Origin of the sequence: Pseudomonas sp. MH10 (assembly GCF_034353045.1) — a bacterium.
GTDB lineage: Bacteria > Pseudomonadota > Gammaproteobacteria > Pseudomonadales > Pseudomonadaceae > Aquipseudomonas.
Genome location: NZ_CP133783.1, coordinates 4,819,938 through 4,846,119, shown reverse-complemented (window position 1 = coordinate 4,846,119; position 26,182 = coordinate 4,819,938). Strand labels below are relative to the sequence as shown.

The window sequence follows — 26,182 nt, the reverse complement described above, 5'->3', positions numbered from 1 at the left end:
GACGTAAACCTCAAAAAAACTAGAACGAAACGCCACCTTCACCGACCAGCTTCTCCAGCGCCCAGATCAGGACGAAGTCGATCAGCACGATCAGCACGGCAAACGAGAACACGGTGGGGTCCAGCGAAGACACGGTGCGGCTGTACATCCATATCGGTACGGTCATGACGTCGATGGTGTAGAGGAAGTAGGTCACGGTAAATTCGTTGAACGACACAATAAACGCCAACAGCATTCCGGCGAGAATCCCGGACTTCATCAACGGCACCACCACATCGACAATAGCCCGCAGCGGTGAAGCGCCGAGCATTTGCGCGGCCTCTTCGACTTCGCTTCCAATCGACATCATTGCCGCCGTGCAGTTTTTGACCACGAACGGCAGTGCCAAAATAACGTGAGCAATCACCAGCCGCGAGGTGTTCATCTGGAATGGCAGGCTGTCGAAAATCAGCAGCAGCGCCAGACCCAGCACCACCATCGGGAACACCAGTGGCAGCGACATCAGTTGCAGCGCCACGCCCTTGCCACGAAATTCACAACGGGTCAGCGCGTAGGAAGCCGGCACCGCCACGACGGTCGCCAGAATCATGGTCAAGCACGCGACCCACAAGCTGGTGGCCATGGCTTTGCCGAGGCTTAACACATCGCTGGCGTCGGGCGAAACGAAGGTCTGCCACGCCGCTTTGTACCATTGCAGGCTGTAGCTGTTGGGCGGGAAATCCAGGTTGGACGCGCCGCTGAACGACATGACGATCATGGTCAGAATCGGCAGCACTGCCAGCAATAAAATGAAGCCCGAGAGGACGCCGGCAAAACGCCCGGTGTCGCCTGGCAATACCGGCTGGAAGCGAAAACGAGCTTTCGAGGAACGGCTCATTGCGAGGCCTCCAACAGACGACGGCGGCGACCCGCAAAATATTCGGAAAGGGTCATGATCGCCAGTGTCGTAACGATCAACACCACACCGGCTGCCGAGGCGGCGGGCCAGTTCATCAGCGGTGCGATTTGGTCGTGGACCATCACCGCCAACATCGGTACTCGCCTGCCGCCAAGTAACAACGGTACAACAAAGCTACTGGCGTTGTAGGCAAAAACCAAAGTCGCACCCGTGATAATGCCCGGCAAACTCATCGGCAATACCACTTGGCGAAACACCTGAAAGCGGCTGGCACCCAAGGTTGCGGCAGCCTCTTCATAGCTGCGAGAAACACCACGCATGGCGCTGGCGATGGGCAGTACAGCGAGTGGAAAAGCCGTTTGCACCAAGCCCATCAGCACACCGTTCTGGTTATACAGCAGCATTACCGGACGGGTAATGACGCCGAGGCCGATCAAGGCTTTGTTGAGCATTCCGCCCGGCCCGAGAATCACCAACCAGCCATAACTTTGCAGCAGTAGGTTGACCAGTAACGGCAGCAGGACAGCCGCCAGAAATACTCGGCGCAAGAACGGCGATTGCAGGCGCGCCATGGTGTAGCCCACCGGAATCGCCAGCACCACCGCGATGGCTGCACTGAACAACGCCAGTCGCAAGGTCAGCAGCAGTGATTTCAAGTAATAGGGCTCGGCCAATTGCGCGTAACTGGCAAGGCTGAAGCCGGTCCATTCAGCGCCCTTGGTGCCGACGCTCATGCGCAATACCAACAAACTAGCCGCAATCAGTACGGCAAGAAACAGCATAGACGGCACAAGGAAAAGCCAGGCGCGTGCCGTGGGAGAAATCGGCTGGGCACGCCGTTGCGAAGACGCAGCGACCGAGCGGATCAAAGGTTGGTTTTCCATAAGCAATGATCTCGTGTGAGATGGATTTCAGCAGGGCCGGTGTTCGTAAGCCCGATCACGCCTTCGGCCCTGTGGGAGCTGCCGAAGGCTGCGATAAGGCCGCAACGACCTTCGGTTCACGCGATCAGGAAGAGAAAATCTCGGTATACCGACGAATCCACTGGTCATGCACTGTCGCCAGAAAGACGTTGTCGTGCATGATCGCTTTGTCGGCGATTTGCTCCGGCGTCAGGATGTACGGGCTCTTGCGCGCTTCGGCCGAGATAATGGCTTTGGCGTTAACCGGGCCGTTGTAGATGTCTTCAGCCATCTTGCCCTGCACCAATGGGTCCAGAGAGTGGTTGATGAAGGCGTAGGCCAAATCTGTATCGCCGGGGCGGTTTTTCGGCATAACGGTCTGCATCAAGTCGGTGTAGAAGCCTTCTTTCATACCGAACGTGGCGCCCAAACCGTAGGCTGGATCACGCAGCTGTTTCGGAAAGAACGCAGGGGCGTACAGGCCACCCATATCCAGCGAGCCGGTGCGGAACAGCTCGGCGATCTGGTTAGGGTTCTCGCCAAGGGTCACAACCCGGTCTTTGAGTTCTGCGAGTTTTTTGAAACCGGGCTCAACGTTGTGCTCGTCACCACCGGCCAATTTGGCGGCGATGATGATCAGGTCCATGGCCTCGGTCCAGTTGGGCGGCGGCAGGAAAATGCTCGGTGCCAGGTCTTTGTCCCATAGGGCAGCGTAGCTGTCGGGCGCTTCTTTGACGGTGCGGGTGCTGTAAATCAGGCTGTTGCACCAAAGCAGGTAACCGACGCCATGACCGTTGGCACCGGTACGGTATTTCTCCGGGACGTCCACGATGTTGGGGATACGGTTAAGGTCGGGCTTTTCCAGCAAACCGGCAGCGGCCAAGCCTTCTGCGCCAACGCCTGCCAAGGTAATGATGTCGTATTGCGGACGATCACCACCGGCCTTGAGTTTGGCAACCATCTCCGAGGTACTGCCGGTGCGGTCAGCGATGACCTTGGCGCCGGTTTTCGCTTCAAAGGTCGCAGCGATGTTGCGCAACGCTGCCAATCCGGTGTCATCGGACCACGTCAGCAAGCGTAGGGTTTTGCCCTGAAACTGGTTTTCACTGGCGCTCGCCCGGATAAACGGCATGGACATCGCTGCGGCGGCAACCGATGCAACACCCACCGTCTTGATGAATTGCCTTCTGTTCAGATCATGCTCGCCCATGACGGACTCCGTTGCTTTCTTAAGTGAGGTGATCGCGACTTCGCCCCAGGCTGAGTGCGCGCGCCCATTCAGCTACAGCGCCCGTAAACCGAGGGTTTAGCTGAGTTGAGGGGGCCATCCTGAGGCGATGAGAAAGAGGCAACAATCGAAAGTTTGTCATCGAAGCCATGTGTCAAACGCATGCCTCGAAACGAGGCATGCGTGAACTTTTCTTGGGCTTTTAGACGCTACGGATGACGTGTTTTAGTTCTTGAAAAGCCTGCAGCCCCCACGGCCCTAACTCGCGGCCGATGCTGCTGTGTTTGTAACCGCCCCACGCCGTTTGCGGGAAGATCACCTGGGGTGCGTTTATCCACACCAGCCCCGCCTGGAGGGCGTTTGCGACCCGGTCAGCGGTCTCAGGACAGCGACTGACGACACTGGCCACTAAGCCGAATTCGCTGTCGTTGGCCAACGCGACGGCTTCGGCGTCAGAGCTGAAACTGCGCACGCACAGCACCGGGCCAAAAATCTCTTCACGCCACAATGCACTGTCCAGGGGCACGCCCGTGAACACAGTCGGCCGCAAAAAATATCCGCGCGGCAGATCGACAGGGCGTTCACCGCCACACACCCGTTGCGCACCGGCACTGATGCCCGCCGCGATGTGGCCAAGCACCCGCTGGTATTGCGCCTGATTGACCAGCGCACCCATTTCAACGTCGGGATCGAAGGGGTCACCGACACGAATAGCGTCCGCACGCGCCTTGAGTTTTTCCAGGAATACGTCGGCCAATTCCTCGGCAACCAACACCCGGCTGGTGGCCGAACACATTTGCCCGGCGTTGAAAAATCCGCCACCACTGGCAAGTTCTACAGCCAGGTCGACGTCGGCATCGGCCAGCACCAACAGCGAGGATTTGCCGCCCAATTCCAGAGTGACACCTTTGACCGTTTCGGCGGCGCGTTGCATCACCTGAACGCCCACGGCGTTGCTGCCGGTGAAGGAGATTTTCGCTATGCCCGGATGCGCCGCCAAGGGTGCCCCGACGCCAAGCCCGGTACCGCAGACCAGGTTAAATACGCCCGCAGGCAAGCCGCATTGGGCGATGATATCGGCCAGTTCCAACTCCGGCAGTGGCGTGACTTCCGAGGGTTTCAACACCACGCAACAACCGGCCGCCAAGGCGGGCGCGAGCTTCCACGCGGTGGTAACCATGGGGAAATTCCACGGCACGATCAACCCGACGACACCGCACGCTTCACGACGCAAACGCGCAGCAAAAACATCGCTGGGCAACGGCACGGCACTGTCCTGATTGGCGTCGAGCGCTTCGGCAAGTCCGGCGTAATACTCGAAAGTCGCGATCACGTCATCGACATCGATGGCGGCCTCGAACACCGGTTTGCCGTTGTTGCGCGATTGCAGTTCGATCAGGCGCTCGCGGCGTTCTTGCACGCCGCTGACAATCTTGCGCAACACTGCGCCACGAGCGGCCCCGGACGTTTGCGACCAGACTGGAAATGCCCATTGCGCTGCCTGCACGGCGAGATCAACTGACGTCTCATCACCGCCTGCCACCATGGCCAAAGGCGCTTCCGTGGCCGGGTTGATCACTGAAAGGCGTTCACTGCCAGACAACCATTCACCGTTTATGTACAACCCGTGCTGAGCGCTCAGCATGATTTCAACCCGTTCATCCACAGCGTTTGATCGATTTCGATCAGGGTCGGACCTTGACGATCACCCGCCGCGCGCAATGCCGCTTTCAGTAGTTCAACGTCAGAAGCCGCTTCGGCGGCACAGCCCAACGCTTTGGCGACAGCAATAAAGTCGGGGGTATAGATGTCGACGCCCACCGGCTCAATGCCACGATTGAGCATGTATTTTTTGATTTCTTCGTAGCCCTGATTATTCCACAGCAGCACGATAATCGGCGTGCGCGCTTCAACGGCGCTGGCCAGCTCGGCGAGGGTGAATTGCAAACCGCCGTCGCCGATCAGGCACACCACCGCACCACGACCGCTCGCGTCAGGGACTCGGCCCAGCCACGCACCAATGGCTGCGGGCAAGGCGTAACCGAGGGTGCCGTACCCGGTCGATGAGTTGAACCAGCGTCGCGGTTTTTCCAGATTGAGCGTCAGGTTGCCGGTGTACACCGGCTGAGTCGAGTCGCCTACCAACACCGCATCCGGCAGCACCTCGAGCACCGCTTGCAGGAAAACGGTTTGCCCGCGGGTGGCGTCGTCCCACGTTGGTTCCAGTGTTTCGCGCAATACAGCGGCGCGCTGCGGGCCCCAATCAGCAAGACGCGGGGCCAATTCCTTGGCCGCCAACCCGCTAAGCAAGGCCTGGGCAGCCGTATCGGCGTCAGAGACCAGCGCAACGTGCGGCCGATAATTGCGCACGGTTTGGTCGGGATCGATATCGATCCGCAACAACGTACCAGGAATTTCAAAACCTCCAGCGAAGGTGATGTCGTAGTCGGTTTCGGCCAGCTCAGTGCCAATGGCCAATACCACGTCGGCCTCGGCCACCAGCGCTCGGGCAGCCACCAATGATTGAGTCGAGCCGATCAACAGGGGATGACGTGAGGGCAACAGGCCTTTGGCGTTGATGGTCAGCGCCACTGGAGCACCCAGCATCTCGGCAAGTTCGGTCAGCGCGGACGCGGCATCGATAGCACCTCCGCCTGCCAGAATCAGCGGCCGTTTTGCGGCAGCTAAAAGGTCGACCATCTGCGCAACGGCAGCCGGGGCGGCGCCGGCTCGACTGATGTTAACGGGCGGGGTATTAAGCAGGTGGTCGGCGTTTTCCACCAATACATCCAGCGGTATTTCGATATGCACCGGCCGTGGACGCCCGGCCTGAAACAGCGCAAACGCTCGGGCCAAGACCGCAGGCAATTCAGCCGCCGACATTAACGTATGGGAAAACGCGGCCACGCCAGCGACCAGGTTGCTTTGAGACGGCAGCTCATGGAGCTTTCCGCGTCCTCCGCCCAGCTGATTGCGCGATTGCACGCTGGAGATGACCAGCATTGGAATCGAGTCGGCATAGGCTTGGCCCATGGCCGTGGTGATGTTGGTCATGCCGGGCCCAGTGATGATGAAACACACGCCTGGCTTACCGCTCGTGCGGGCATAACCGTCGGCCATGAAGCCAGCACCCTGCTCGTGACGCGGCGTCACATGGTTGATCGATGAGCCCGCGAGCCCACGGTACAGCTCGACGGTATGCACCCCGGGGATGCCGAAGACCTGCTCGACGCCGTAGCCTTCGAGCAATTTGACCAATACTTCGCCGCACGTTGCCATGTTTGTCCGCCTTCCTTCTGTTTGAAACTGCAAAAACATCCCGGCGCCTACGGCTGCGGGACAGGCTACAGATGAACCGCAATTGGACCGTGCAGCCATATCTGTGACAAGGCAAAAAATGTCATGCTAGGCATGTCCTCACTTCATGCCTGAGCGCCAATGAAACGCCTTCCGCCCTTACCTGCCCTGCATACCTTCCTGATTACGGCCCAGTGCTGCAATTTCACGCGGGCCGCCGAACTGCTGCACATCACCCAAGGCGCGGTGAGTCGGCAGATTTCCGGGCTGGAAAGTCATTTGGGTTATGCGCTGTTTCAACGGCAGGCGCGAGGTTTGAGTCTGACGACTCAAGGAAGCGAGCTGTTTCCACGGATTCAGAAAGTGTTTTCGCTGATCGACGAAGCCGTCGAGGAGGTCGGCGCGAAACGCGAAACCCTCAAACTCAAGGCCCCAACTTGCATGATGCGCTGGCTGTTGCCACGGTTGTTGCAGTGGCAAAAAGAGCGCCCGGATGTGCCGGTGGAGTTGACGACGACCATCCAGCACGCGGTGGATTTTCGCCGGGAAGAATTCGATGCGGCTGTAGTGTACGGGTCTCCACCGGCCAATTCGGTGGCAGCGCACCATCTGTTCGACGAGCAACTGACGCCGGTGTGCTCGCAACAATTATTGAGCGGACCGGTTCCGCTCAATACCTTGGCCGATTTGGAACAGCACATGCTGTTGCATCCGACCCGTGACCAACGCGACTGGGAAGCCTGGCTCAAGGCCGCTGGCACTACCGTGAATAACATCGGCAAGGGCCAGCACTTTGACACGCTGGACCTGGCCATGTCGGTGGCGTCCCAAGGTACCGGCGTCGCCATCGGAGACTGGGCATTGATCGGTGAAGACCTCAGCACGGGTCGGCTGGTGACGCCTTTCGACCTCAAGGTACGAACCGGCGCCGCGTATTATTTGGTCTACCCGGAACGCTCCGATCCGTCGCCGCAGCTGCGCGAACTGATCGACTGGCTGCTGACTCAGGCGGCTGAGCGGACTGAATAAGCAAGCACCTACGCTTCGCCAACAAGTTTGTTCAGGAGGCTGCATTCATAACCGACAGTAAAACGCGGGTGCGCAGATTGTTCGATTCCGTCGAGCATCTAAATGACGAAATCCGCGAAGCTGACAGATAAATACGCTGCCCCGTGCATGACCGCTGGTCAGCCAGCCGCCTGTCGATTTGGTGATAGCACAATGTAGGCTACATGCCGATCAGAACTGTCCTACAATTCCCTTAGTCCTTTTAAAACACGTTTTTAAAGTCGGATAGAGGTGGGCAACATGATAATTACAAAAAGAAGAACCATGGCCGTACTTTCAGTCGCTGTCGTCTTGGCCATTTACGCCGCGGGTGCTTATAGAATCGAGGAAGCCCGGCAAGCGCCGCGTTTCTCCATTTGCACCGCCAGCCACTGCGCGCCTCAAGACGCGACCTTTGCTGGACTGAGCCTCAAATAGGCGCCTTCTCGTTCTACCTCATTGCATACGAGCCTATCGAATAGCGAGCTATCGGATTAGACTGACCAGCTTCTTCCTGCCAGCCTTTGTGGCAGGTTTTCACTGCTAGTTGGGCTCTATCTTGACCAGTCTGAACCAACCCAAACCTGCTATCCGCAGCGTGCTATTCGCGCTCATGATGGCGGTCTTTCTTAGCGCGCTCGATCAGACCATTGTCGCGGTCTCGATGCCGGCGATCTCCGCCCAGTTCCACGATTTTGATCTCCTCGCCTGGGTGATTTCCGCCTACATGGTGGCGATGACCGTTGCCGTGCCCATTTACGGCAAGCTCGGCGATCTTTACGGTCGACGCAACCTGATGCTGTTTGGCCTCGGGCTATTTACCTTGGCGTCACTGTTCTGTGGCATGGCTCAGAGCATGGAGCAATTGGTGCTGGCACGGATCATCCAAGGGATTGGCGCCGGAGGAATGGTCTCGGTCAGCCAGGCGATCATTGGCGACATCGTGCCGCCGCGTGAGCGCGGGCGCTATCAAGGGTATTTCAGCGGTATGTACGCTGTAGCCAGCGTTGCCGGTCCGGTACTGGGCGGCGTGATGACGCAATATTTGTCTTGGCGCTGGGTATTTTTGATCAACTTACCGCTGGGCCTGAGCGCCTGGTGGATCGCCCGACGGACATTGATCGGTTTGCCCGTTCCGCAGCGCACGCCAATCATCGACTACTTAGGCACGGTCTTGATGATCATTGGTTTAAGCGCCCTGCTGCTGGGCGTCACCGAGATCGGTCAAGGTCATGGCTGGCACGACCCCGAAGTATTGGTGCTGCTCGGCGTAGCGCTGCTCGCACTGGCAACCTTCGTCTGGTACGAGCGCCGAGCACGGGAGCCTTTGTTACCGATGCATCTGTTTGCCAACCGCACGGCGGTGCTGTGTTGGTGCACCATGTTTTTCACCAGTTTTCAATCGATCTCATTAATCGTACTGATGCCGTTGCGGTTCCAGACCGTGACCGGTGGCGGTGCAGACGCAGCCGCGTTGCACCTTTTACCGCTGGCGATTGGCATGCCGATGGGTGCTTTTTTCGGCGGACGTACAACGTCGTTAACGGGCCGCTATAAACCGTTGATTCTCGCTGGCGCACTGATGATGCCCTTCGTGGTGCTGGGCATGGCGTTCACGCCTCCGCAGTCGGTCCTCATGACCAGCGTATTAATGGTGTTGACCGGATTCGCCTGCGGCTTGCAATTCCCGACGTCACTGGTGGGCACGCAAAACTCAGTTGATCCCACCGACATGGGGGTTGCGACCAGTACTACCAACCTGTTCCGCTCACTGGGCGGCGCGGTGGGCATCGCGCTGATGTCAGCATTGTTATTGGCGATGTTGCAGAGTTCCGGGATTGGTCAGCTCAATGCCGGACCGGTGGGAGCAGCCAGTTCGGGCAATCTGTTGATGGACAGCTTGAATGCGGCCAGTGGCCCGGCCTTGGAGATTTTACGAGGGGAGCTATCGCTAACGTTTCGCCATCTGTTGATGATCAGCGCAGGGATTTCACTGCTGGGCTTGGTCGCCGCTATCGCGATGCCGAACAAACTACTGCGTGGTCGGGCCCACGGTGACAAGAGCACTGCGTGAGACCCAGTCATCAGGTCGCCTGGCGAGGGCGATCTGATGATTTTCTAAGGTCAGATTCAGCGGCTGTAATAACCCACCGCCACCAGGAAGTGGCCGACCTTGCGCACGTAAGCGTGCTTGTTCTCGATTTTGCTGGTCACCGGGTTACGCCAGCGATAATCATACTCGCCATCGTTTTGCTTATTGATGAGCGCCAGTATCGGCTCGCCGACAGGTTTGCCTTCCGGATCCTTGACCTTGCTGAAGTCAGTTGTAACCAACCGCACGTTAGTGCCGTGGGCGACATAGCGGTGGTCATTCAAATCGACGACGAATACGTACAGATCATCCTGGAGGAAGCCGCCTTTCAGGCTGTTGATATTGTTGATGGTACCGTTTTCGTCTTTGACCAACGCGGCAGAGGCTTTTTCCAATAGCGCTTTGGCTTGTTCGGCCGAGGCCCGTGGCAGGTAATAACCCACCGCCAGTACCCGATCACCTACACGCTTGTAATAAACGCGCTTGCGTTCCACCTTGCCGTCGTTCTGGTTTTGCCAGCGGTATTCGGCTTCCTGGATTCCGTTGGCTTGCGTAGTGAGAATGTCTTTGAAGGCTTTCTGTAGATCCGGGCTCAGCGTGGGCATCACGTCCCGCCCGATCAATACCGCCGAAGGTCCGCCGCTCGCCAACATCACGCCATTGATATCAACCACGAACACATAAAGCTCGCCGCTGACAAAATCCCCCTGCCGACTGAACTCGGCGAAAGCGTTGTCACCCTGCTTCTGGTATTCGGCCAGCGCCTTGATCAACAAATCCTTGGCTGCCTGCCCGTCATCGGCTGCTTCAGTTGCCAATGCCTGGCCGCTTAGGCACAGACACAACAACCAACCGAACATCGCACTCATCCTTAGTCGCTTCATACCGCATCCCCGCTCTTATTATTGAAGTCGTCAGAGCTTAGTCGTAAGCCGTACTTATGCCTATCAACCCTACAAAGATTCGTCCTACACCTAACGCGGAAACGTCCGTATTAAGGGTTTTTCGTCGCTGCCGATTGATGAGGGGTAAGGATTTACACAGTGATGAAACGACCGATTGTGGTCGCTATGGATCAATTTGATAGATAGGGATTTGACCGTTATGAAGTGTGCGAAGAAAGCAGTATTGGCTGGTTTTTTGGGGTTGGTGGCGAGCGTTAGCAGTGTGGTTGCCAGTGCTAATACCGAAACGATCATCGTTGTGAACAATCGGACGTCTGTACAGGCAGCGTTTGGTGCTGGGAATTTCTCTGGAAGTGTACGTCCAGCTCTCGGATATATCGATGCAAACACTAGCACAAGCTTTACATTGACCAGCTTCGGCTATCAGGCGTCGGGCATACGCTTCACCTACACCGCCGGGACTAAGAAATGTCGGTTCACCGCGTCCCACTTGGCGCTGCCATCAATGCGCGGACATATTCCGACCTGGAAAAAAGCCGGCGAATCCATCGGCTCATCGCGCGCGACGTGTACTGCCTCGATCTCACTTCCGACACTGGGCATTCCGTTTAACTACACCGTGAATTTCACCATTCAATAACCCGCCTGCAGGGCACTTGCCTGCAGGTGCCCTGCCTTAAAAAGCAGGGAGCTATCTCATGACGATTTCCGCCAACGCGACTGCCGCAACGTCTTACCCTCCGCAGTTTCTTGTCCGTTTTGACCAAACGGGAAATACACGAGAAACATCAACGGCACTGGCGCATGCCGCCCAGAGTAAAACCACGTCGTCAGTAACCATTTCCAAAGAAGCGCAGGGGTTATACCAAGAAGAACAATCCGTAAAAACAACGCCCCGGTCAAAAGCCGAACTTCAAGCTATCTGGCACCGGACTCAGGGAGCTTCGAGCTGGAAAATTGGTTTTATGGAGCAAGTAAACAGTCAAGGCAAAGCATCACCGCTGATGATGCAAAAGCCGTTGGACACATCCCCCGCCAGGTTGGCTCAAGCGGAACAAGCCGCCTCATTTATGCTTTTCTCACATACCACCGGCAGTGAAACCGGCAACCCGTACGAATCTCTTTCGAGAGACGAATTATGCGACATCCTTTATGACGAGACCGGTAACCATACCCCTGCCGAACGTTATCTGGCGTCACGCACCCAGCAGCTAAAAGACTCCGAATACATGACCAGAAACACCAACCGCGACGGTATTCCTCATCGAGCGATAATTGCTTTCTACGACGCGCAATCAGACGTCGAGCGCTCGATGTACCCCGAAGGTCATAGGGAGCAGCTACTCAGGTTCTTGAAAGAAGCAGAAGACAATGGGTATCCCAATACCGAAGAAGCAACCTGGGACCCGTGGATGAGCAAATATTTCCGCAAGTCTGATGCTAACTCGCTCGTTGCGCAGTGCACGCTCATTGAACCCCTGCCAGCCAAAACCACTGAGTCCGCCCCTGCTGCGGCATGAATGCAGTTGAGCGTATTCACGGGCGAGCGTTATCCAGCAGGGAGCTTTTTCATGTCGATGCCAGTTAGTTCAAATATTCCAACATTCATCATTCCAACCACCGTTACCCGGGGGGATCAGCCAAGTTACGAGTCAGTCACGCAAATACCCTCAGGGCAAAACTCCAGCAGCGATGACACTGCGTCAGTAACCCTTTCACCTGAAGCCCAAGGGTTGTACCGCCAAGAACAATCAGCAGTAAAGACACCGCGATCAAAGGCCGAACTTCAAGCTATCTGGCATCGCACCCACGGAGCGTCGAGCTGGAAAGTCGGGTTTATCAATCAAGTAAACAGTCAAGGACAAACATCACCGCTGCTGATGCAAAAACCGTTGGACACCTCCCCAGAGAGGCAGGCACAAGCGGAGCAAGTCGCTTCGTTTCTTTTTATCTCACATACCACCCGTACTGAAATCGGCAACCCTTATGACTCACTTTCGAGAGAGGAATTATGCGACATCCTCTACGATGAGACCGGCAACCATACCCCTGCCGAACGTTACTTGGCGTCACGCACGCAGCAGAGAAAAGACTTCGAATACATGACCAGAAACAGCAACCGCGATGGTATTCCTTATAAAGCGATCATCGCTTTCTGCGATGCGCAATCTGACGTTGAACGCTCGATGTACCCCGACGGTGATAGAGAGCAGTTACTCAGGTTCTTGAAAGAAGCAGAAGACAATGGGTATCCCAATACCGAAGAAGCAACCTGGGACCCGTGGATGAGCAAATACTTCCAAAAGCCTAACGCTAACTCACCCGTTGCAGAACGAACGCTCATTCAGACTCTCTCAGCCAAAACCACTGAGTCCGCCCCTTCAGGTGTGGATACGTCGGCATGATATCGCCCTCTGTAAATAAGCACCGCGAACGGACAGTGGCATTGCTAGACCAGTAGCCTGTGTGTGTACAACGTTCGCCTGCGTCCAACGGTGCTGGCGGTTGCTCATCAAAGCGGGCGTGCCAGGCGGCGGATGATGCTTCGCTGAAGGTGTCACCCAAGAGTGAATAAGCATGAAGACAACCGGTAGCCCGAACACGAATGGGTTTGATGGCTCTATTGACTTCGATATAAGGCGCTGGCGCTTCTTCACCCGGTCCGCCCAGGCTGGGCAGCGCCCCCGCCCGAATAATCAGACCGTCATCGTATGCGCGAAAAATGATGTCGCTGCGCCTGCTGAGTTGACGGCGTAGCGCGTCATTCCCACCCAGTTTGTTGACAAAGCGGCGGCCCAGTACCGTGAACCAATTCACGCCTTTTATGTGATCAAGCAGTCTCAAGCTTTCTACATGGGGCAAGGGATCAACTATTAAGCCGATGTACTGTTTTGCCAGTAGGTATTCCTGCGGGAAATAGCGCTGACCGTCATAGGGCAGCGTACAAGACAAGCCACCGTATCCATGCTCTGCGTGCACTTGATTGCACAAGTAGTTAAGCCATGCCTCGTAACGTTGAGGACCGCCGGGCTCAAGCAGGATCGACCAAGGCAGTACCATCTTCAGGCAGGAGCGATCCGTTGTGGACTGACTGCGGGGAATGTTCATCACAAACAGTCGATATTGGGCAACCTGCTGCAACCTAGCACTGCTGATTGACCACATAAACTGTTGATCAGGGGAGCTTTCCAGAATTTTTCGGCGGCAACTCGAAAAGCCACTGCCGCTCATCTTGCGTAGCGTTTTGTAAAACTGCCAATTCAAGTGTGGGCTGAACTCCTTTCGAAACTTACTAAAACAATCCGCCACACGCGACTTTATCTCCGCAGTGTCGCCGTGTTTAAAGTACAGCGTGGCGATCAACCCAAGGCGAATGATGGGCTCACCTTGAATCGAGTTTAATACCAAATTTTCGGCCTGATCCGTAAGCCTATTCAAATGGTTCACGTCAGCCAAGGTCTTTTCCGACATCCCCTGTCCCCTCAATCCGCAATTTTCTGACTGCGGAGACTGAACGGTCTTTCAGAAGGGGGCAATACACCGAAATTAATTTGGGAAATCAGCTACATCGAGAAAGAAGAGTCCTACTTGCGAAGTACAAAACTACTCGTAATTTTTTCGAATTCGCTGACTTGGGCCCCGGCAACCTTGCGGTGGGAGGCGGCAACGCAACGGGGCCTACACGCAAAAAGGAAGGTAAATACTTAGTAAACTGACTATTCAACCTAGTTGTACAAAGATATAAGTGCATGCGAAGCGCCATCCGATTATATTCATTTGGATTGCCTGATCCTTATGCTCAGCCACGCAGGGCAGGACTCAGGCGCAGCATGTCCAGTCCGGTATCAACCAACAGCTCGGCATCGTTACCCAGGCAGTAGCTGTCCGGAATCAGTAACCACTGGCCAAGAATGCCATCGATATAAGCGTGCAAACAGATCGATGCGCGAACCGTGTTCAAGGTAGCCGGCATTTGGCCTTTACGCACGGCGTTGGCCAGAGCAAGGCCAATACGATCATTACAGTCAAGTGCGGCGATTTGCCGCTGGCGTCGTAAATCACACATTTCATCGGTGAATTCGCACTTATGAAACAGAATTTCATTGATGCGACGGGTCTTCGGATCCAATGCAACTTGGCGAAACAATTTTATCAGCAGCGTTCGCATGCACCCCAGCGGATCGATTTCGTCCTCGCTTTCGCTCGCTCTGGCCATGTCTTCCAGTGGCTCATGCAGGCTGTCGAGCATGGCCTGAACCAGGTCCGCCTTATTGCTGAAATGCCAGTAGATTGCGCCGCGAGTCACGCCAGCAAGGGTCGCGACGTCAGCCAGGGTGGTGCGAGCGACGCCACGTTCATAGAACGCTTTCTCGGCTGCTTCAAGAATATGGCGTCGTGTTTCCTGAGCTTCTTCTTTAGTGCGACGGACCATGGCAGTAAACCTCAATCAAAATATCTTTGGCCGAAAGCGCTAAGCCAGAGACAGTGCCGGGCAGCCTTTGTATTGCCTTGTCCCGGGCCTACACTCCTTACCTCGCGATGCTGGAGCATCGCAGGTAGGGTATTTACAAACAACCGTGAATGTAAGTATATTCATTAGCATCCTATTTATCTAGCCGAAACCTTTTTTCACTTTCACTTTCACTTTCTCGAGCAACTCACGCTCCTGACCCGAGGATCTTCATGCATTTCAAGCCAGCTGTTTCCGTTCTGGTTACTGCCGTCGCCTTGGCATCACTGCTGAGCGGATGTAATCAAAAGCAAGAGGCGGCGCCTGCACCACCCCCTCCTCAGGTCGGCGTAGTGACCGTGAAAACCCAGGCCTATACCCAGGTAACTGAATTGCCCGGACGCACCACCGCGTTCCGCATTGCTGAAGTTCGTCCTCAGGTCAACGGCATTATTCTCAAGCGATTGTTCACCGAAGGCGGCGACGTCAAGGCGGGCGATCAGCTTTATCAAATCGATCCAGCGATCTATGAAGCGACCGCCAATAGTGCGAAGGCGACCTTGCAGTCGGCCAAGTCGTTGTCTGATCGCTACAAGCAGTTGGTCAACGAGCAAGCCGTAAGCCGTCAGGAATTCGATACGGCGCAGGCCACCAGCCTCGAAGCCCAGGCAGCCCTGCAGACCGCTGAAATCAACCTGCGCTACACCAAAGTGCTTGCGCCGATTTCGGGTCGTATTGGTCGCTCTGCTGTGACCGAAGGTGCATTGGTCAATAATGCACAAACCGATGCCATGGCCGTGATCCAGCAACTTGATCCGATCTATGTCGACGTCACCCAATCGTCGGCAGACCTTTTGGCCCTGCGTCATCAGCTAGAAAGCGGCAATCTGCAAAAAGCCGGCGACAACGCTGCCAAGGTCAAACTGACCCTGGAAGACAGCAGCGTTTACCCGCTTGAAGGTAAATTGGAGTTCTCAGAAGTATCGGTCGACCAGACCACAGGCTCCGTGACTCTGCGCGCTAAATTCCCTAACCCCAATCACACGTTGCTACCGGGGATGTTCGTCCATGCACAACTGCAGGCGGGCGTAAACTCGGCAGCCATTCTGGTGCCACAACAAGGTATAACCCGCGATCTAAAAGGTTCTCCAACAGCGCTGGTCGTGAACGCGGATAACAAAGTTGAACTGCGTCAGCTCGCCGCCTCTAAGACTGCGGGCAGCCAATGGTTGGTCGACAGCGGCCTCAAAGCAGGCGATCGGGTAATTACGGAAGGGCTGCAGTACGTCAAGCCTGGCGTGGAAGTGAAAGCAACCGAGGCGACTAACGTCGACCCAGTTAACCCGGCACCTGCACCGGTCACTGATAAAGCCGCGAGCAGTAAAGGGGAGTAATTCATGTCGAAATTTTTTATCGACCGACCAATTTTCGCATGGGTAATTGCCCTGATGATCATGTTGATCGGGGCATTGGCGATTGCCAAACTGCCGATCAACCAATACCCAGCCATTGCACCACCGGCGATCGCGATTTCGGTAACCTACCCAGGTGCATCTGCACAAACCGTGCAGGATACCGTGGTCCAGGTTATCGAACAGCAACTCAACGGTATTGATAACCTGCGCTACGTCGGCTCGGAAAGTAACTCTGACGGCAGCATGACCATCACCGCGACGTTCAACCAGGGCACCAACCCGGATATCGCTCAAGTTCAGGTGCAAAACAAACTGAACCTGGCGACACCGCTGCTTCCACAAGAAGTACAGCAACAGGGTATTCGCGTAACTAAGGCGGTAAAAAACTTCCTGTTGGTCATCGGTTTGGTCTCTGATGACGGCAGCATGACCAAGGACGACCTGGCCAACTACATTGTTTCCAACATGCAAGACCCTATTTCGCGGACTTCCGGGGTAGGTGACTTTCAGGTGTTCGGTGCCCAGTACGCCATGCGTATCTGGCTTGACCCCGCCAAACTGAATAACTTTCAGCTAACGCCGGTAGACGTGTCAGCGGCCGTTGCGGCGCAGAACGTGCAGATTTCGTCGGGTCAAATAGGCGGCCTTCCAGCACTCCCCGGTCAGCAACTAAACGCTACGATCATCGGCAAAACCCGTCTGCAAACCGCTGAGCAGTTCAAGAACATCCTGCTCAAAGTCAACCTGGATGGCTCGCAAGTTCGGCTAGGCGATGTTGCCGATGTCGCTCTAGGCGGCGAAAACTACAGCGTCAGCGCGCAATTCAACGGCAAACCTGCTTCTGGTCTGGCCATCAAACTGGCAACGGGCGCCAACGCACTGGATACTTCTAAAGCGATCCGGGCAACGGTTGCTCAGCTCGAACCGTTCTTCCCGCCAGGCATGCGCGCGGTATATCCGTATGACACCACCCCAGTGATCACCGAATCGATTACCGGGGTGGTTCATACGTTGATCGAGGCGATCGTCCTGGTGTTCCTGGTGATGTTCCTGTTCCTGCAGAACTTGCGCGCCACGCTGATCACTACCATGACCATCCCGGTCGTATTGCTGGGTACATTCGGTATCCTTGCGGCCGCCGGTTTCACCATCAACACCCTGACGATGTTCGGCGTGGTGTTGGCCATCGGCTTGCTGGTGGACGATGCGATTGTGGTGGTCGAGAACGTCGAGCGGGTCATGGCCGAGGAGCATCTCTCGCCCAGAGACGCCACCGTAAAATCCATGGGCCAAATCCAGGGTGCATTGGTGGGTATCGCGATGGTGTTGTCGGCGGTTCTGCTGCCGATGGCATTCTTTGGCGGCTCTACCGGTGTGATCTATCGGCAGTTCTCGATCACCATTGTGTCCGCCATGGCGCTCTCGGTAATGGTCGCACTGATCTTCACCCCGGCGCTGTGCGCAACCATGCTTAAGCCGATCGACCCAGAGAAACACGGTAAGCCTAAACGCGGCTTCTTCGGTTGGTTCAACCGCACCTTCGACCGTGGCGTGCTCAATTACGAGCGCGGCGTCGGCAACATGATCAAGCACAAGATCCCAGCGTTTCTGGTGTATGCGCTGATTTTCGCTGGCATGATCTGGATGTTCACCCGCATCCCGAGTGCGTTCCTTCCGGAAGAAGACCAAGGGGTTATTTTCGCCCAAGTCCAAACCCCGGCAGGCTCAACGGCAGAACGTACTCAGGTCGTTCTCGACAAAATGCGCTCCTACTTGCTCGACTCCGAATCGTCATCGGTGCAATCGGTGTTCACCGTCAACGGCTTCAACTTTGCCGGTCGCGGCCAAAGCTCCGGCTTGGCGTTTATATTGTTGAAACCGTGGGATGAACGTCCAGGTTCGTCAAACAGTGTCTTCGAATTGGCCAAGCGTGCTCAGGCGCACTTCTTCGGCTTCCGTGATTCGTTGACCTTCGCCGTCGTTCCTCCATCGGTTCTCGAACTGGGTAACGCCACCGGCTTTGACTTCTACTTGCAGGATCAGGGCGGCGTCGGTCACGAGAAGTTGATGGAAGCACGCGGACAGTTCCTCGGTCTGGCGGCTAAAAGCAAAATTCTGGCCGGTGTCCGACCTAACGGCTTGAACGATGAACCGCAGTATCAATTGGTGATTGATGACGAACGCGCTAACGCCTTGGGCGTGACGATGACGAACATCAACACCACGCTGTCGGTTGCGCTTGGCGGCAGTTACATCAACGACTTCATCGACCGCGGTCGCGTCAAGAAAGTGTTCATTATGGGCGAAGCCAGCGCGCGGATGACGCCTGAAGACCTGAAGAAGTGGTATGTACGTAGCGCGACCGGCACGATGGTTCCCTTCGCCTCTTTTGCCTCTGGCACTTGGGTTTACGGCTCTCCAAAACTGTCGCGTTATAACGGCGTAACGGCTGAAGAGATACTCGGTACTCCAGCACCGGGTTACAGCACCGGCCAAGCCATGGATGAGGTTGAACGTCTGGCCAAGCAACTTCCGGCAGGTATCGGCTATTCCTGGACCGGTCTGTCGTATGAAGAACGCCTGTCTGGATCTCAAGCCCCAGCGCTGTACGCCCTTTCTTTGCTGATCGTGTTCCTCTGTCTAGCGGCGCTGTATGAAAGCTGGTCGATTCCGATCGCGGTCATGCTCGTGGTGCCATTGGGGGTCATCGGTGCGTTAATGGCCACCAGCTTGCGAGGGTTGTCCAACGACGTATTCTTCCAGGTGGGCTTGTTGGTAACGGTCGGTCTATCGGCGAAAAACGCCATTTTGATCGTCGAGTTCGCGAAGGAATTGCACGAACAAGGTAAGGGCTATACCGAGGCCGCGATCGAAGCCTGCCGAATGCGTCTACGACCGATTGTGATGACCTCTGCAGCGTTCATCCTCGGCGTGGTCCCGCTGGCGATCTCCACAGGCGCAGGCTCCGGCAGTCAACACTCGATCGGTACCGGGGTGATCGGCGGTATGATCACCGCAACTGTGCTGGCGATCTTCTGGGTGCCCCTGTTCTTCGTTTCGGTGTCCGCGTTGTTCAAGACCAAACCGAAAAAAATTCCACACGATGAGGCTGGCCAATGAGCAAGTCCCTGATCTCTCTGGCAGTCACCGCGTTCATTCTTAGCGGCTGCTCGTTGATCCCTGAGTACATGCAGCCTGCCGCGCCGGTTGCGGCGCAGTATCCGCAAGGTCCTGCCTATTCGCCGACCGAATCGGCCAATGTTGCTGCGGCTGAACAAGGCTGGCGTCGGTTCTTTAAAGATCAGGCGTTGCAACAACTGATCCAGACCTCGCTGGTCAACAACCGTGACCTGCGTGTTGCGGCGCTGAACATCGACGCCTACCGTGCGCAATACCGCATCCAGCGTGCCGACCTGTACCCGGCGATTTCCGCTGACGGCAGCGGCTCTCGTGGACGGACCCCTGCCGATTTGTCACAGAGCGGGAAAGCGACAGTCGGCGGCCAGTACTCAGCAACATTGGGCCTGAGCGCCTATGAGCTGGATCTGTTTGGACGCATACGCAGCCTTAGCCAGCAAGCGCTGGAGACGTATTTCTCCAGTGAGGAAGCTCGCCGTAGCACGCAGATCAGTTTGGTGGCCAACGTGGCCAACGCTTACCTGACTTGGGTCGCTGACCAAGAGCAACTCAAGCTGACTCAAGACACACTCAAGGCGTTCGAGGAGAGCTACAAGCTCACCTTGCGCACCAGCGAAGTCGGTGTGTCGTCCGCTCTCGACCTGGCGCAGTCGCGCACCTCGGTGGAAAGTGCCCGGGTCAAGCTTGCGCAATATCAACGCCTGGTCGCTCAAGATGTGAACAGCCTGACGCTGCTATTGGGTACTGGTTTACCGGCCAATCTGCCAGCGAGCCAACCGCTCGCTACCGACATTCTTGCGGACATGCCAGCGGGATTGCCGTCGGACTTGTTGCATCGTCGCCCTGACATCCTTGAAGCAGAACATCAGCTCAAGGCGGCCAACGCTAATATCGGCGCGGCGCGCGCTGCGTTCTTCCCAAGCATCAGCCTGACGGCCAGCGCCGGGACCGGCAGTGCGGACTTGTCGGGTCTGTTCAAGGGTGGGTCGGGTACGTGGTTGTTCGAGCCGCACATCAGCCTGCCCATCTTTAACGCTGGCAGCCTGCGCGCAAGCCTGGATTACTCGAAAATCCAGAAAGACATTGGCGTTGCAAACTACGAGAAAACGATCCAGACCGCGTTCCAGGAAGTTTCTGACGGCTTGGCTTCACGCCAAACCTACAACGAACAACTTCAGGCGCAACGTGATTTCGTTACCGCCAACCAGGACTACTACCGCCTGGCTGAACGTCGTTATCGCATCGGTATCGACAGCAACCTGACCTTCCTTGATGCCCAGCGCCAGTTGTTCGCCGCGCAGCAATCGTTGATCAGTGACCGTCTCTCGCAACTGACCAGTGAAGTTAATCTGTACAAAGCCTTGGGCGGCGGTTGGTACGAACAAACCGCCGACTCAAACAAACCCACGACCGGCGACGTGCCTGAAACCAGACTTTTCTAGTTTCAACGCCGCATAAAAAAACCCACCGATTGGTGGGTTTTTTTATACGGCTCTGGATTAAGCCGGTTCTTCAACCAGTGTGAGCGAGGCTATTAGCGCAAAAACGCGAATTCGATCCCACAGGGTTTTGGCGTTACACAGACTCAACTCAACAAAAACTCCCGCACATGACTGGTGAATACATCCCCCGCTTCGACATTGGAGAGATGCGCCGCGTGGACTTCTTCGATCAATGAATACGCAATCTGCTCGTTGAGATACCGCCCGCCGGCAGGTGGCGTTACTGGGTCCAAGATCCCTGAGATCAGCAGTGTCGGCGCGCTGATCGAACCCAACTGATCACTGAAATCAGCGTCACGCACGGCAGCGCAGCAGGCGGCATAACCTTCCGGTGACGAGGCCGCGAGCATGTCAGTGATGCGTTTGACCTTTTCCGGGTTAGCGTCCGCAAAGCCAGGGGTGAACCAGCGTGCAACCGATGCATCGCGCAAGTCGACCATGGCCGCCACTCCATCACGCTGCACCGCTGCAATGCGCGGTTCCCACATATCCGGGCCGCCGATTTTAGCGGCGGTGTTGCACAGCACCAACTTATGCAAGCGGTCGTTGGCATAAATCCCCAGCCACTGGCCGATCAATCCGCCCATGGACAAGCCGCAGAAGTGCGCTTGCGCAATCGCCAGCCCGTCGAGCAACGTCAACACGTCCAGGCCCATTTGCCGGATGTTGTAAGGGCCAGGCGTCACCAGCGAGAGACCCTGTCCTCGGGTATCGTAACGCAGCACGCGAAAGTACTTTATGAAGGTCGGCATCTGGGTGTCCCACATCTCCAGGCTAGTGCCCAGGGAGTTGGACAACACCAACACCGGCGCATCCTTCGGACCGTCGAGTTGGTAATGCAAATCACCGTCGGCGAGTTGTAAAAATCCCATGGCTGCCTCCTTCAGACACTTCACTGGAGCGCAGTGTCTGCATGGCGCGCGCTCGGACGAGCGCGCGCAAATGGATCAATGGTCGTGATGCAGGTACGCCGGCTGTTTCGGCAGGCGCAAGCTGAACAGAAACGCGATTGCCATCATGACCGTCACGTACCAGTAAAAGTTGCTTTCCATGCCTTGATTTTTAAGCGACAGCGCAACGAATTCCGCCGAGCCGCCGAAGATGGCATTGGCCACCGCGTAAGCAAGACCCACACCCAACGCCCGAACTTTTGGCGGAAACATCTCAGCTTTCACCAGTCCGCTGATCGAGGTGTAGAAGCTGACAATTGCCAGCGCAAAGGTGATCAGCAAGAACGCTATAAACGGGTTGGTGGTGGTTTTCAGCGTCATCAGGATTGGCACAGTGCAAAGCGTGCCCAGCGCGCCGAACCACAGCATCGAATTACGACGCCCGATTTTGTCCGCCAACATGCCGAACAGCGGCTGCATGCACATGTAGAGGAACAACACGCAGGTCATGATGTAGCTGGCGGTTTTCGGGGTCATTCCACCGGTGTTCACCAAGTATTTCTGCATGTACGTAGTAAACGTGTAGAAAATCAGCGAGCCACCGGCGGTGTAGCCCAGTACGGTGATGAACGCCGCTTTATGATCGCGAAACAAGGCCGAGATACTGCCAGCATCTTTATCGTTACGCATTTCTGCACTGCTGGTTTCTTTGAGCGTGCGGCGCAGGAACAGCGAAATCAACGCCGCAATAGCGCCAATCACGAACGGAATCCGCCAGCCGTAAGCCTTCAACTCATTAGAGTCGAGGAACTGCTGCAGGATCACTACCGTCAGCACGGCTAACAATTGACCACCGATCAGGGTGACGTACTGGAACGAACCGAAAAATCCACGTTGTCCTCTGAGGGCAATTTCGCTCATGTAGGTCGCGGTTGTGCCGTATTCACCGCCGACCGACAAGCCTTGAAACAGACGCGCCACCAACAACAACGCAGGGGCCCAAGCGCCAATCGAGGCGTAGGTCGGCAAGCAGGCAATGACCAGCGAACCGGCGCACATCATCAGCACTGAAATCATCATCGAGTTTTTGCGGCCATGTTTGTCGGCCACTCGGCCAAACAACCAGCCACCAATCGGACGCATCAAGAAGCCGGCTGCGAACACACCCGCCGTGTTGAGCAACTGAACCGTCGGATCGTCAGAAGGGAAGAACGCTGGCGCAAAATAGATCGCGCAAAAGGCATACACGTAGAAGTCGAACCACTCAACCAAGTTGCCCGATGAGGCACCGACGATGGCGAAGATCCGCTTTTTGCGTTCTTGCGGGGTGTAATGCGCAGGCTCGGGTATGGCTGTAGTTGTTATTGTCATTAGTAGCTCACTCTGAGGGGTCACTGCCCCATTCTAGACATATTCCGTTACCGATCCACGCACCAAAACGCAATCATGCAGAACACGTTGCTCCTTAGTTGAAGCAAGGCAGTTATGGATGTTTGCCGAGGCCGTGGTCAGACACGCTCAATTGCTAACGCCAGTCCTTGGCCGACCCCTACACACATGGTTGCAAGGGCTTTATGGCCGCCGATTTTTTCCAGCTGATGCAGCGCTGTCAGCACCAGGCGCGCGCCGCTCATTCCCAAGGGATGACCCAGCGCAATCGCCCCGCCGTTTGGATTGACCTGCGGTGCATCGTCGGCGATACCCAACTCACGCAACACCGCCAACCCTTGGCTGGCGAAGGCTTCGTTAAGTTCTATGACGTCGAAGTCGGTCACTGCCAAGCCCAGACGCTCGACCAATTTGCGAACCGCTGGCACCGGGCCGATGCCCATAATTCGCGGGGCGACTGCCGCACTGGCCATACCCAAGACAAGGGCGCGAGCGGTCAAACCATGTTTTTTTACCGCGTCAGCAGAGGCGAGAATCATCGCTGCCGCGCCGTCATTAACCCCGGAGGCATTGCCCGCCGTAACGGTTTTGTCTGGGCCGTTGACGGGGTTGAGCTTGCTCAGCGTTTCAAGGCTGGTGTCGGCACGGGGATGCTCGTCCTGCGAAACAATCGTCTCGCCTTTTTTTTGGGCGATGCGCACCGGCACAATTTCTTCATTGAAAAACCCCGCCGCCTGCGCGACAGCGGCCTTTTGCTGACTGCGCAAAGCGAAGGCGTCTTGATCCGCGCGGGAGATATTGAAATCTTCGGCCACGTTATCGCCGGTCTGTGGCATTGAATCGACGCCGAACCGAGTCTTCATCAACGGATTAATAAAGCGCCAACCAATCGTGGTGTCTTCCAACTTCATGCCGCGAGAAAAGGCTGCGTCCGCTTTGCCCATGACGAAAGGCGCTCGGGACATGGACTCGACGCCGCCGGCAATCGCCAGCTCCATCTCACCGCTGGCGATCGCCCGAAACGCACTGCCGACAGCGTCCATGCCGGACGCGCAAAGGCGGTTAAGCGTGACGCCCGGAACACTTTCCGGCAGTCCTGCCAGCAACGCAGCCATTCGCGCCACATTGCGGTTGTCTTCACCGGCCTGGTTAGCACAGCCGAAAAACACTTCGTCAACTTGCGCCCAGTCCACTGACGGGTTGCGTTCCATCAGCGCTTTGATCGGTACGGCTGCCAAGTCGTCCGCACGTACTGTTGACAGGCCGCCGCCGAATCGGCCGATGGGTGTACGAATCGCATCGCAAATATAAACGTCACGCATCATGCTTCTCCCGGTGCCTGACCGTGAGCGGCAGCGGTTCGCGCTTCCAGATCACGCAGTGCGGTCAATTCGAGTTCAGAGGGAACGTCCGAACAGACGACGTTGTCGGCAAAACGTACTTCCCAGCCCGTGGCTGCAATGACCTGCTCCCGAGTTACCCCAGGGTGCAGGGTGGTGACCACAAACTCATGGGTGACGGCTTCGGGTTCCATGATGCACAGATCGGTAATAATCCCGACGGGGCCAGCACCCGGAAGGCCCAACTTCTTACGTGAATCACCGCCTTCGCCGTGACCGACCGAGGTAATGAAGTCGAGCGTGTTAACGAACGCCCGTGCCGACTGTTTGAGAATGATCAATACCGATTTGGCCGAGCCGGCAATCTCCGGGGCCCCACCCGCACCTGGCAATCGTACTTTCGGGTGGTGATAGTCGCCGACCACTGTGGTGTTGATATTGCCGAAGCGGTCGACCTGAGCGGCACCGAGAAAACCGACGTCGACTCGGCCGCCTTGCAGCCAATAGCGAAATATCTCGCTGGTGGAAACGACGGTATCCGCGGTTTCCGCCAACTCACCGTCACCAATCGACAACGGCAGAACACTGGGTTTGGCACCAATCGGGCCGGACTCGTAAATCAACACGACGTCAGGCGAAGAGGTCAGACGAGCCAGGTTTGCCGCCTTGGACGGTAGGCCGATGCCGACGAAACATACCGAGCCGTTTTTCAAGCGACGGGCCGCAGCGACAGTCATCATTTCATTGGTCGTGTAGGTCATTACTTAGCCTCCGATACATTGGCCAACCGGGCTTTAAATTCGTCGAAATCAGCGGTGCCATGAATGTATTCAGCGATCCACGCGGTAAAGCGTTCACGGTCGCGGGCGATAGCGTCCCACGCCTGATAGAACTGATTATCGCGCTCGTAATAACCATGCGCGTAGGACGGATGCGCGCCGCCGGGTACCAGACACACGGCGCTCAAGGCCCAAGTAGGCAAGACGCAGGCATTCATCGGCGCATTCAAGCTGTCGACGACTTCCTCGACGGTGACGATGCAGCGCTTGGCAGCCAACGCCGCTTCTTTCTGCACGCCTAGAATGCCCCACAGCAGTACGTTGCCTTTGCGATCAGCCTTCTGCGCATGAATTACCGTGACGTCAGGACGCACGGCTGGAACCGCCGCCAATACTTCACCGGTAAAGGGACAGGTCACTGTTTTGATATAGGGATTTACTTTTGGCAAATCTGACCCGGCGTAAGCGCGCAGGACCGCAAACGGCAGCCCGGAGGCACCTGCAACATAGGCATTAGCCAAGTCGGCGTGGCTATGCTCTTCAATCTCCATCGCCTGCGGCCATTGCTTCTCGACCGCATCGCGCAACCGGTGCAGTGAACCGACGCCGGGATTGCCACCCCACGAGAAGATCAGTTTTTTCGCACAACCTGCACCGATCAATTGGTCGTAAATCAAGTCGGGGGTCATGCGAACCAGTGTCAGGTCTTTTTTGCCCTGACGAATAATTTCATGACCTGCCGCGCTGGGAATAAGATGGGTAAAGCCTTCCAGCGCAACAGTGTCGCCATCGTTGACGAATTGCTTCACGGCATCGTGCAAAGAAAGAATTTCAGCCATGGGGTGCTCCCTAACTCAACATCACAATCGATTAAATAGCGCAAACGAACGGCGCTGGATTGCGAATCAGG

22 protein-coding genes are annotated in these 26,182 nt (G+C 56.3%); 9 read left to right on the top strand and 13 right to left on the bottom strand.

Annotated elements, in window-relative coordinates:
* Window positions 1-19: 19 nt before the first annotated feature.
* The 5 genes from RHM59_RS21830 to RHM59_RS21810 all read right to left on the bottom strand — a co-directional run bounded on the left by RHM59_RS21830 (window position 20) and on the right by RHM59_RS21810 (window position 6,307).
* Entirely contained in the window at window positions 20-877 is an 858-nt protein-coding gene (locus RHM59_RS21830; RefSeq protein ID WP_322185034.1) for an ABC transporter permease, read from the bottom strand.
* Complete coding sequence (locus RHM59_RS21825) at window positions 874-1,782, bottom strand: ABC transporter permease (RefSeq protein ID WP_322285375.1); 909 nt, start codon at window positions 1,780-1,782, stop codon at window positions 874-876. Before RHM59_RS21825 ends, RHM59_RS21830 begins: the two co-directional genes overlap by 4 nt.
* Window positions 1,783-1,906: 124 nt before the next feature.
* Window positions 1,907-3,010 (bottom strand): ABC transporter substrate-binding protein, encoded by a 1,104-nt coding sequence (locus RHM59_RS21820; protein WP_322165934.1) that lies wholly within the window; start codon window positions 3,008-3,010, stop codon window positions 1,907-1,909.
* Window positions 3,011-3,230: 220 nt separating this feature from the next.
* On the bottom strand, window positions 3,231-4,673 hold the full coding sequence (locus RHM59_RS21815; protein WP_322285374.1) for an aldehyde dehydrogenase family protein: 1,443 nt from the start codon (window positions 4,671-4,673) through the stop codon (window positions 3,231-3,233).
* Complete coding sequence (locus tag RHM59_RS21810) at window positions 4,667-6,307, bottom strand: 5-guanidino-2-oxopentanoate decarboxylase (RefSeq protein WP_322185030.1); 1,641 nt, start codon at window positions 6,305-6,307, stop codon at window positions 4,667-4,669. The genes RHM59_RS21815 and RHM59_RS21810 overlap by 7 nt, the downstream gene beginning before the upstream one ends.
* Window positions 6,308-6,466: 159 nt before the next feature.
* Here RHM59_RS21810 and RHM59_RS21805 point away from each other — a divergent pair, with 159 nt between their 5' ends.
* From RHM59_RS21805 to RHM59_RS21795, 3 genes are all read left to right on the top strand, one after another.
* The gene (locus tag RHM59_RS21805; RefSeq protein WP_322285373.1) at window positions 6,467-7,354 is read left to right on the top strand and encodes a LysR substrate-binding domain-containing protein; all 888 of its coding nucleotides are present in this window, start codon (window positions 6,467-6,469) and stop codon (window positions 7,352-7,354) included.
* A gap of 303 nt (window positions 7,355-7,657) precedes the next feature.
* Window positions 7,658-7,810 (top strand): hypothetical protein, encoded by a 153-nt coding sequence (locus tag RHM59_RS21800; protein WP_322165940.1) that lies wholly within the window; start codon window positions 7,658-7,660, stop codon window positions 7,808-7,810.
* Between the two features lie 121 nt (window positions 7,811-7,931).
* Window positions 7,932-9,446 (top strand): MDR family MFS transporter, encoded by a 1,515-nt coding sequence (locus RHM59_RS21795; protein WP_322165941.1) that lies wholly within the window; start codon window positions 7,932-7,934, stop codon window positions 9,444-9,446.
* A gap of 56 nt (window positions 9,447-9,502) precedes the next feature.
* Here RHM59_RS21795 and RHM59_RS21790 read toward each other — a convergent pair whose 3' ends face one another.
* Window positions 9,503-10,348, bottom strand: a complete 846-nt coding sequence (locus RHM59_RS21790) for a cache domain-containing protein (RefSeq protein ID WP_322285372.1) — start codon at window positions 10,346-10,348, stop codon at window positions 9,503-9,505.
* A gap of 211 nt (window positions 10,349-10,559) precedes the next feature.
* On the opposite strand from RHM59_RS21790, the gene RHM59_RS21785 reads away from it, so the two are divergent.
* Genes RHM59_RS21785 through RHM59_RS21775 form a run of 3 tightly spaced genes read left to right on the top strand, consistent with a single transcriptional unit; the run spans window position 10,560 to window position 12,774 of the window.
* The gene (locus RHM59_RS21785; RefSeq protein ID WP_322165943.1) at window positions 10,560-11,009 is read left to right on the top strand and encodes a hypothetical protein; all 450 of its coding nucleotides are present in this window, start codon (window positions 10,560-10,562) and stop codon (window positions 11,007-11,009) included.
* Window positions 11,010-11,067: 58 nt separating this feature from the next.
* A complete protein-coding gene (locus RHM59_RS21780; RefSeq protein WP_322165944.1) occupies window positions 11,068-11,889 on the top strand; it encodes a hypothetical protein in 822 nt (273 codons plus the stop codon).
* A 51-nt stretch (window positions 11,890-11,940) separates the two neighbouring features.
* Window positions 11,941-12,774, top strand: a complete 834-nt coding sequence (locus RHM59_RS21775) for a hypothetical protein (RefSeq protein ID WP_322185020.1) — start codon at window positions 11,941-11,943, stop codon at window positions 12,772-12,774.
* Here the strand turns inward: RHM59_RS21775 and RHM59_RS21770 are convergent.
* Complete coding sequence (locus RHM59_RS21770; RefSeq protein ID WP_416195036.1) at window positions 12,710-13,840, bottom strand: DUF3396 domain-containing protein; 1,131 nt, start codon at window positions 13,838-13,840, stop codon at window positions 12,710-12,712. The genes RHM59_RS21775 and RHM59_RS21770 overlap by 65 nt on opposite strands.
* Window positions 13,841-14,168: 328 nt before the next feature.
* Window positions 14,169-14,801, bottom strand: coding sequence for a TetR family transcriptional regulator (locus RHM59_RS21765; RefSeq protein WP_322285371.1), 633 nt, complete (start codon window positions 14,799-14,801; stop codon window positions 14,169-14,171).
* Window positions 14,802-15,052: 251 nt separating this feature from the next.
* Here RHM59_RS21765 and RHM59_RS21760 point away from each other — a divergent pair, with 251 nt between their 5' ends.
* Genes RHM59_RS21760 through adeC form a run of 3 tightly spaced genes read left to right on the top strand, consistent with a single transcriptional unit; the run spans window position 15,053 to window position 20,814 of the window.
* Entirely contained in the window at window positions 15,053-16,213 is a 1,161-nt protein-coding gene (locus tag RHM59_RS21760) for an efflux RND transporter periplasmic adaptor subunit (protein WP_322285370.1), read from the top strand.
* A gap of 3 nt (window positions 16,214-16,216) precedes the next feature.
* Window positions 16,217-19,354: an efflux RND transporter permease subunit gene (locus RHM59_RS21755; protein ID WP_322285369.1), complete on the top strand. Its 3,138-nt coding sequence runs from the start codon at window positions 16,217-16,219 to the stop codon at window positions 19,352-19,354.
* A complete protein-coding gene (adeC, locus tag RHM59_RS21750) occupies window positions 19,351-20,814 on the top strand; it encodes an AdeC/AdeK/OprM family multidrug efflux complex outer membrane factor (RefSeq protein WP_322285368.1) in 1,464 nt (487 codons plus the stop codon). Before RHM59_RS21755 ends, adeC begins: the two co-directional genes overlap by 4 nt.
* Window positions 20,815-20,957: 143 nt before the next feature.
* Here adeC and pcaD read toward each other — a convergent pair whose 3' ends face one another.
* The 5 genes from pcaD to RHM59_RS21725 all read right to left on the bottom strand — a co-directional run bounded on the left by pcaD (window position 20,958) and on the right by RHM59_RS21725 (window position 26,111).
* Window positions 20,958-21,746, bottom strand: coding sequence for a 3-oxoadipate enol-lactonase (gene pcaD / locus RHM59_RS21745; protein WP_322285367.1), 789 nt, complete (start codon window positions 21,744-21,746; stop codon window positions 20,958-20,960).
* A 75-nt stretch (window positions 21,747-21,821) separates the two neighbouring features.
* Window positions 21,822-23,135 carry an MFS family transporter gene (locus tag RHM59_RS21740; protein WP_322165951.1) on the bottom strand — a complete coding sequence of 438 codons (1,314 nt, stop codon included), beginning with the start codon at window positions 23,133-23,135 and terminating at the stop codon, window positions 21,822-21,824.
* Between the two features lie 137 nt (window positions 23,136-23,272).
* On the bottom strand, window positions 23,273-24,478 hold the full coding sequence (pcaF, locus tag RHM59_RS21735; protein WP_322285366.1) for a 3-oxoadipyl-CoA thiolase: 1,206 nt from the start codon (window positions 24,476-24,478) through the stop codon (window positions 23,273-23,275).
* On the bottom strand, window positions 24,475-25,254 hold the full coding sequence (locus RHM59_RS21730; RefSeq protein WP_322165953.1) for a CoA-transferase subunit beta: 780 nt from the start codon (window positions 25,252-25,254) through the stop codon (window positions 24,475-24,477). Before RHM59_RS21730 ends, pcaF begins: the two co-directional genes overlap by 4 nt.
* A complete protein-coding gene (locus RHM59_RS21725) occupies window positions 25,254-26,111 on the bottom strand; it encodes a CoA transferase subunit A (RefSeq protein ID WP_322285365.1) in 858 nt (285 codons plus the stop codon). Before RHM59_RS21725 ends, RHM59_RS21730 begins: the two co-directional genes overlap by 1 nt.
* Window positions 26,112-26,182 lie beyond the last annotated feature (71 nt).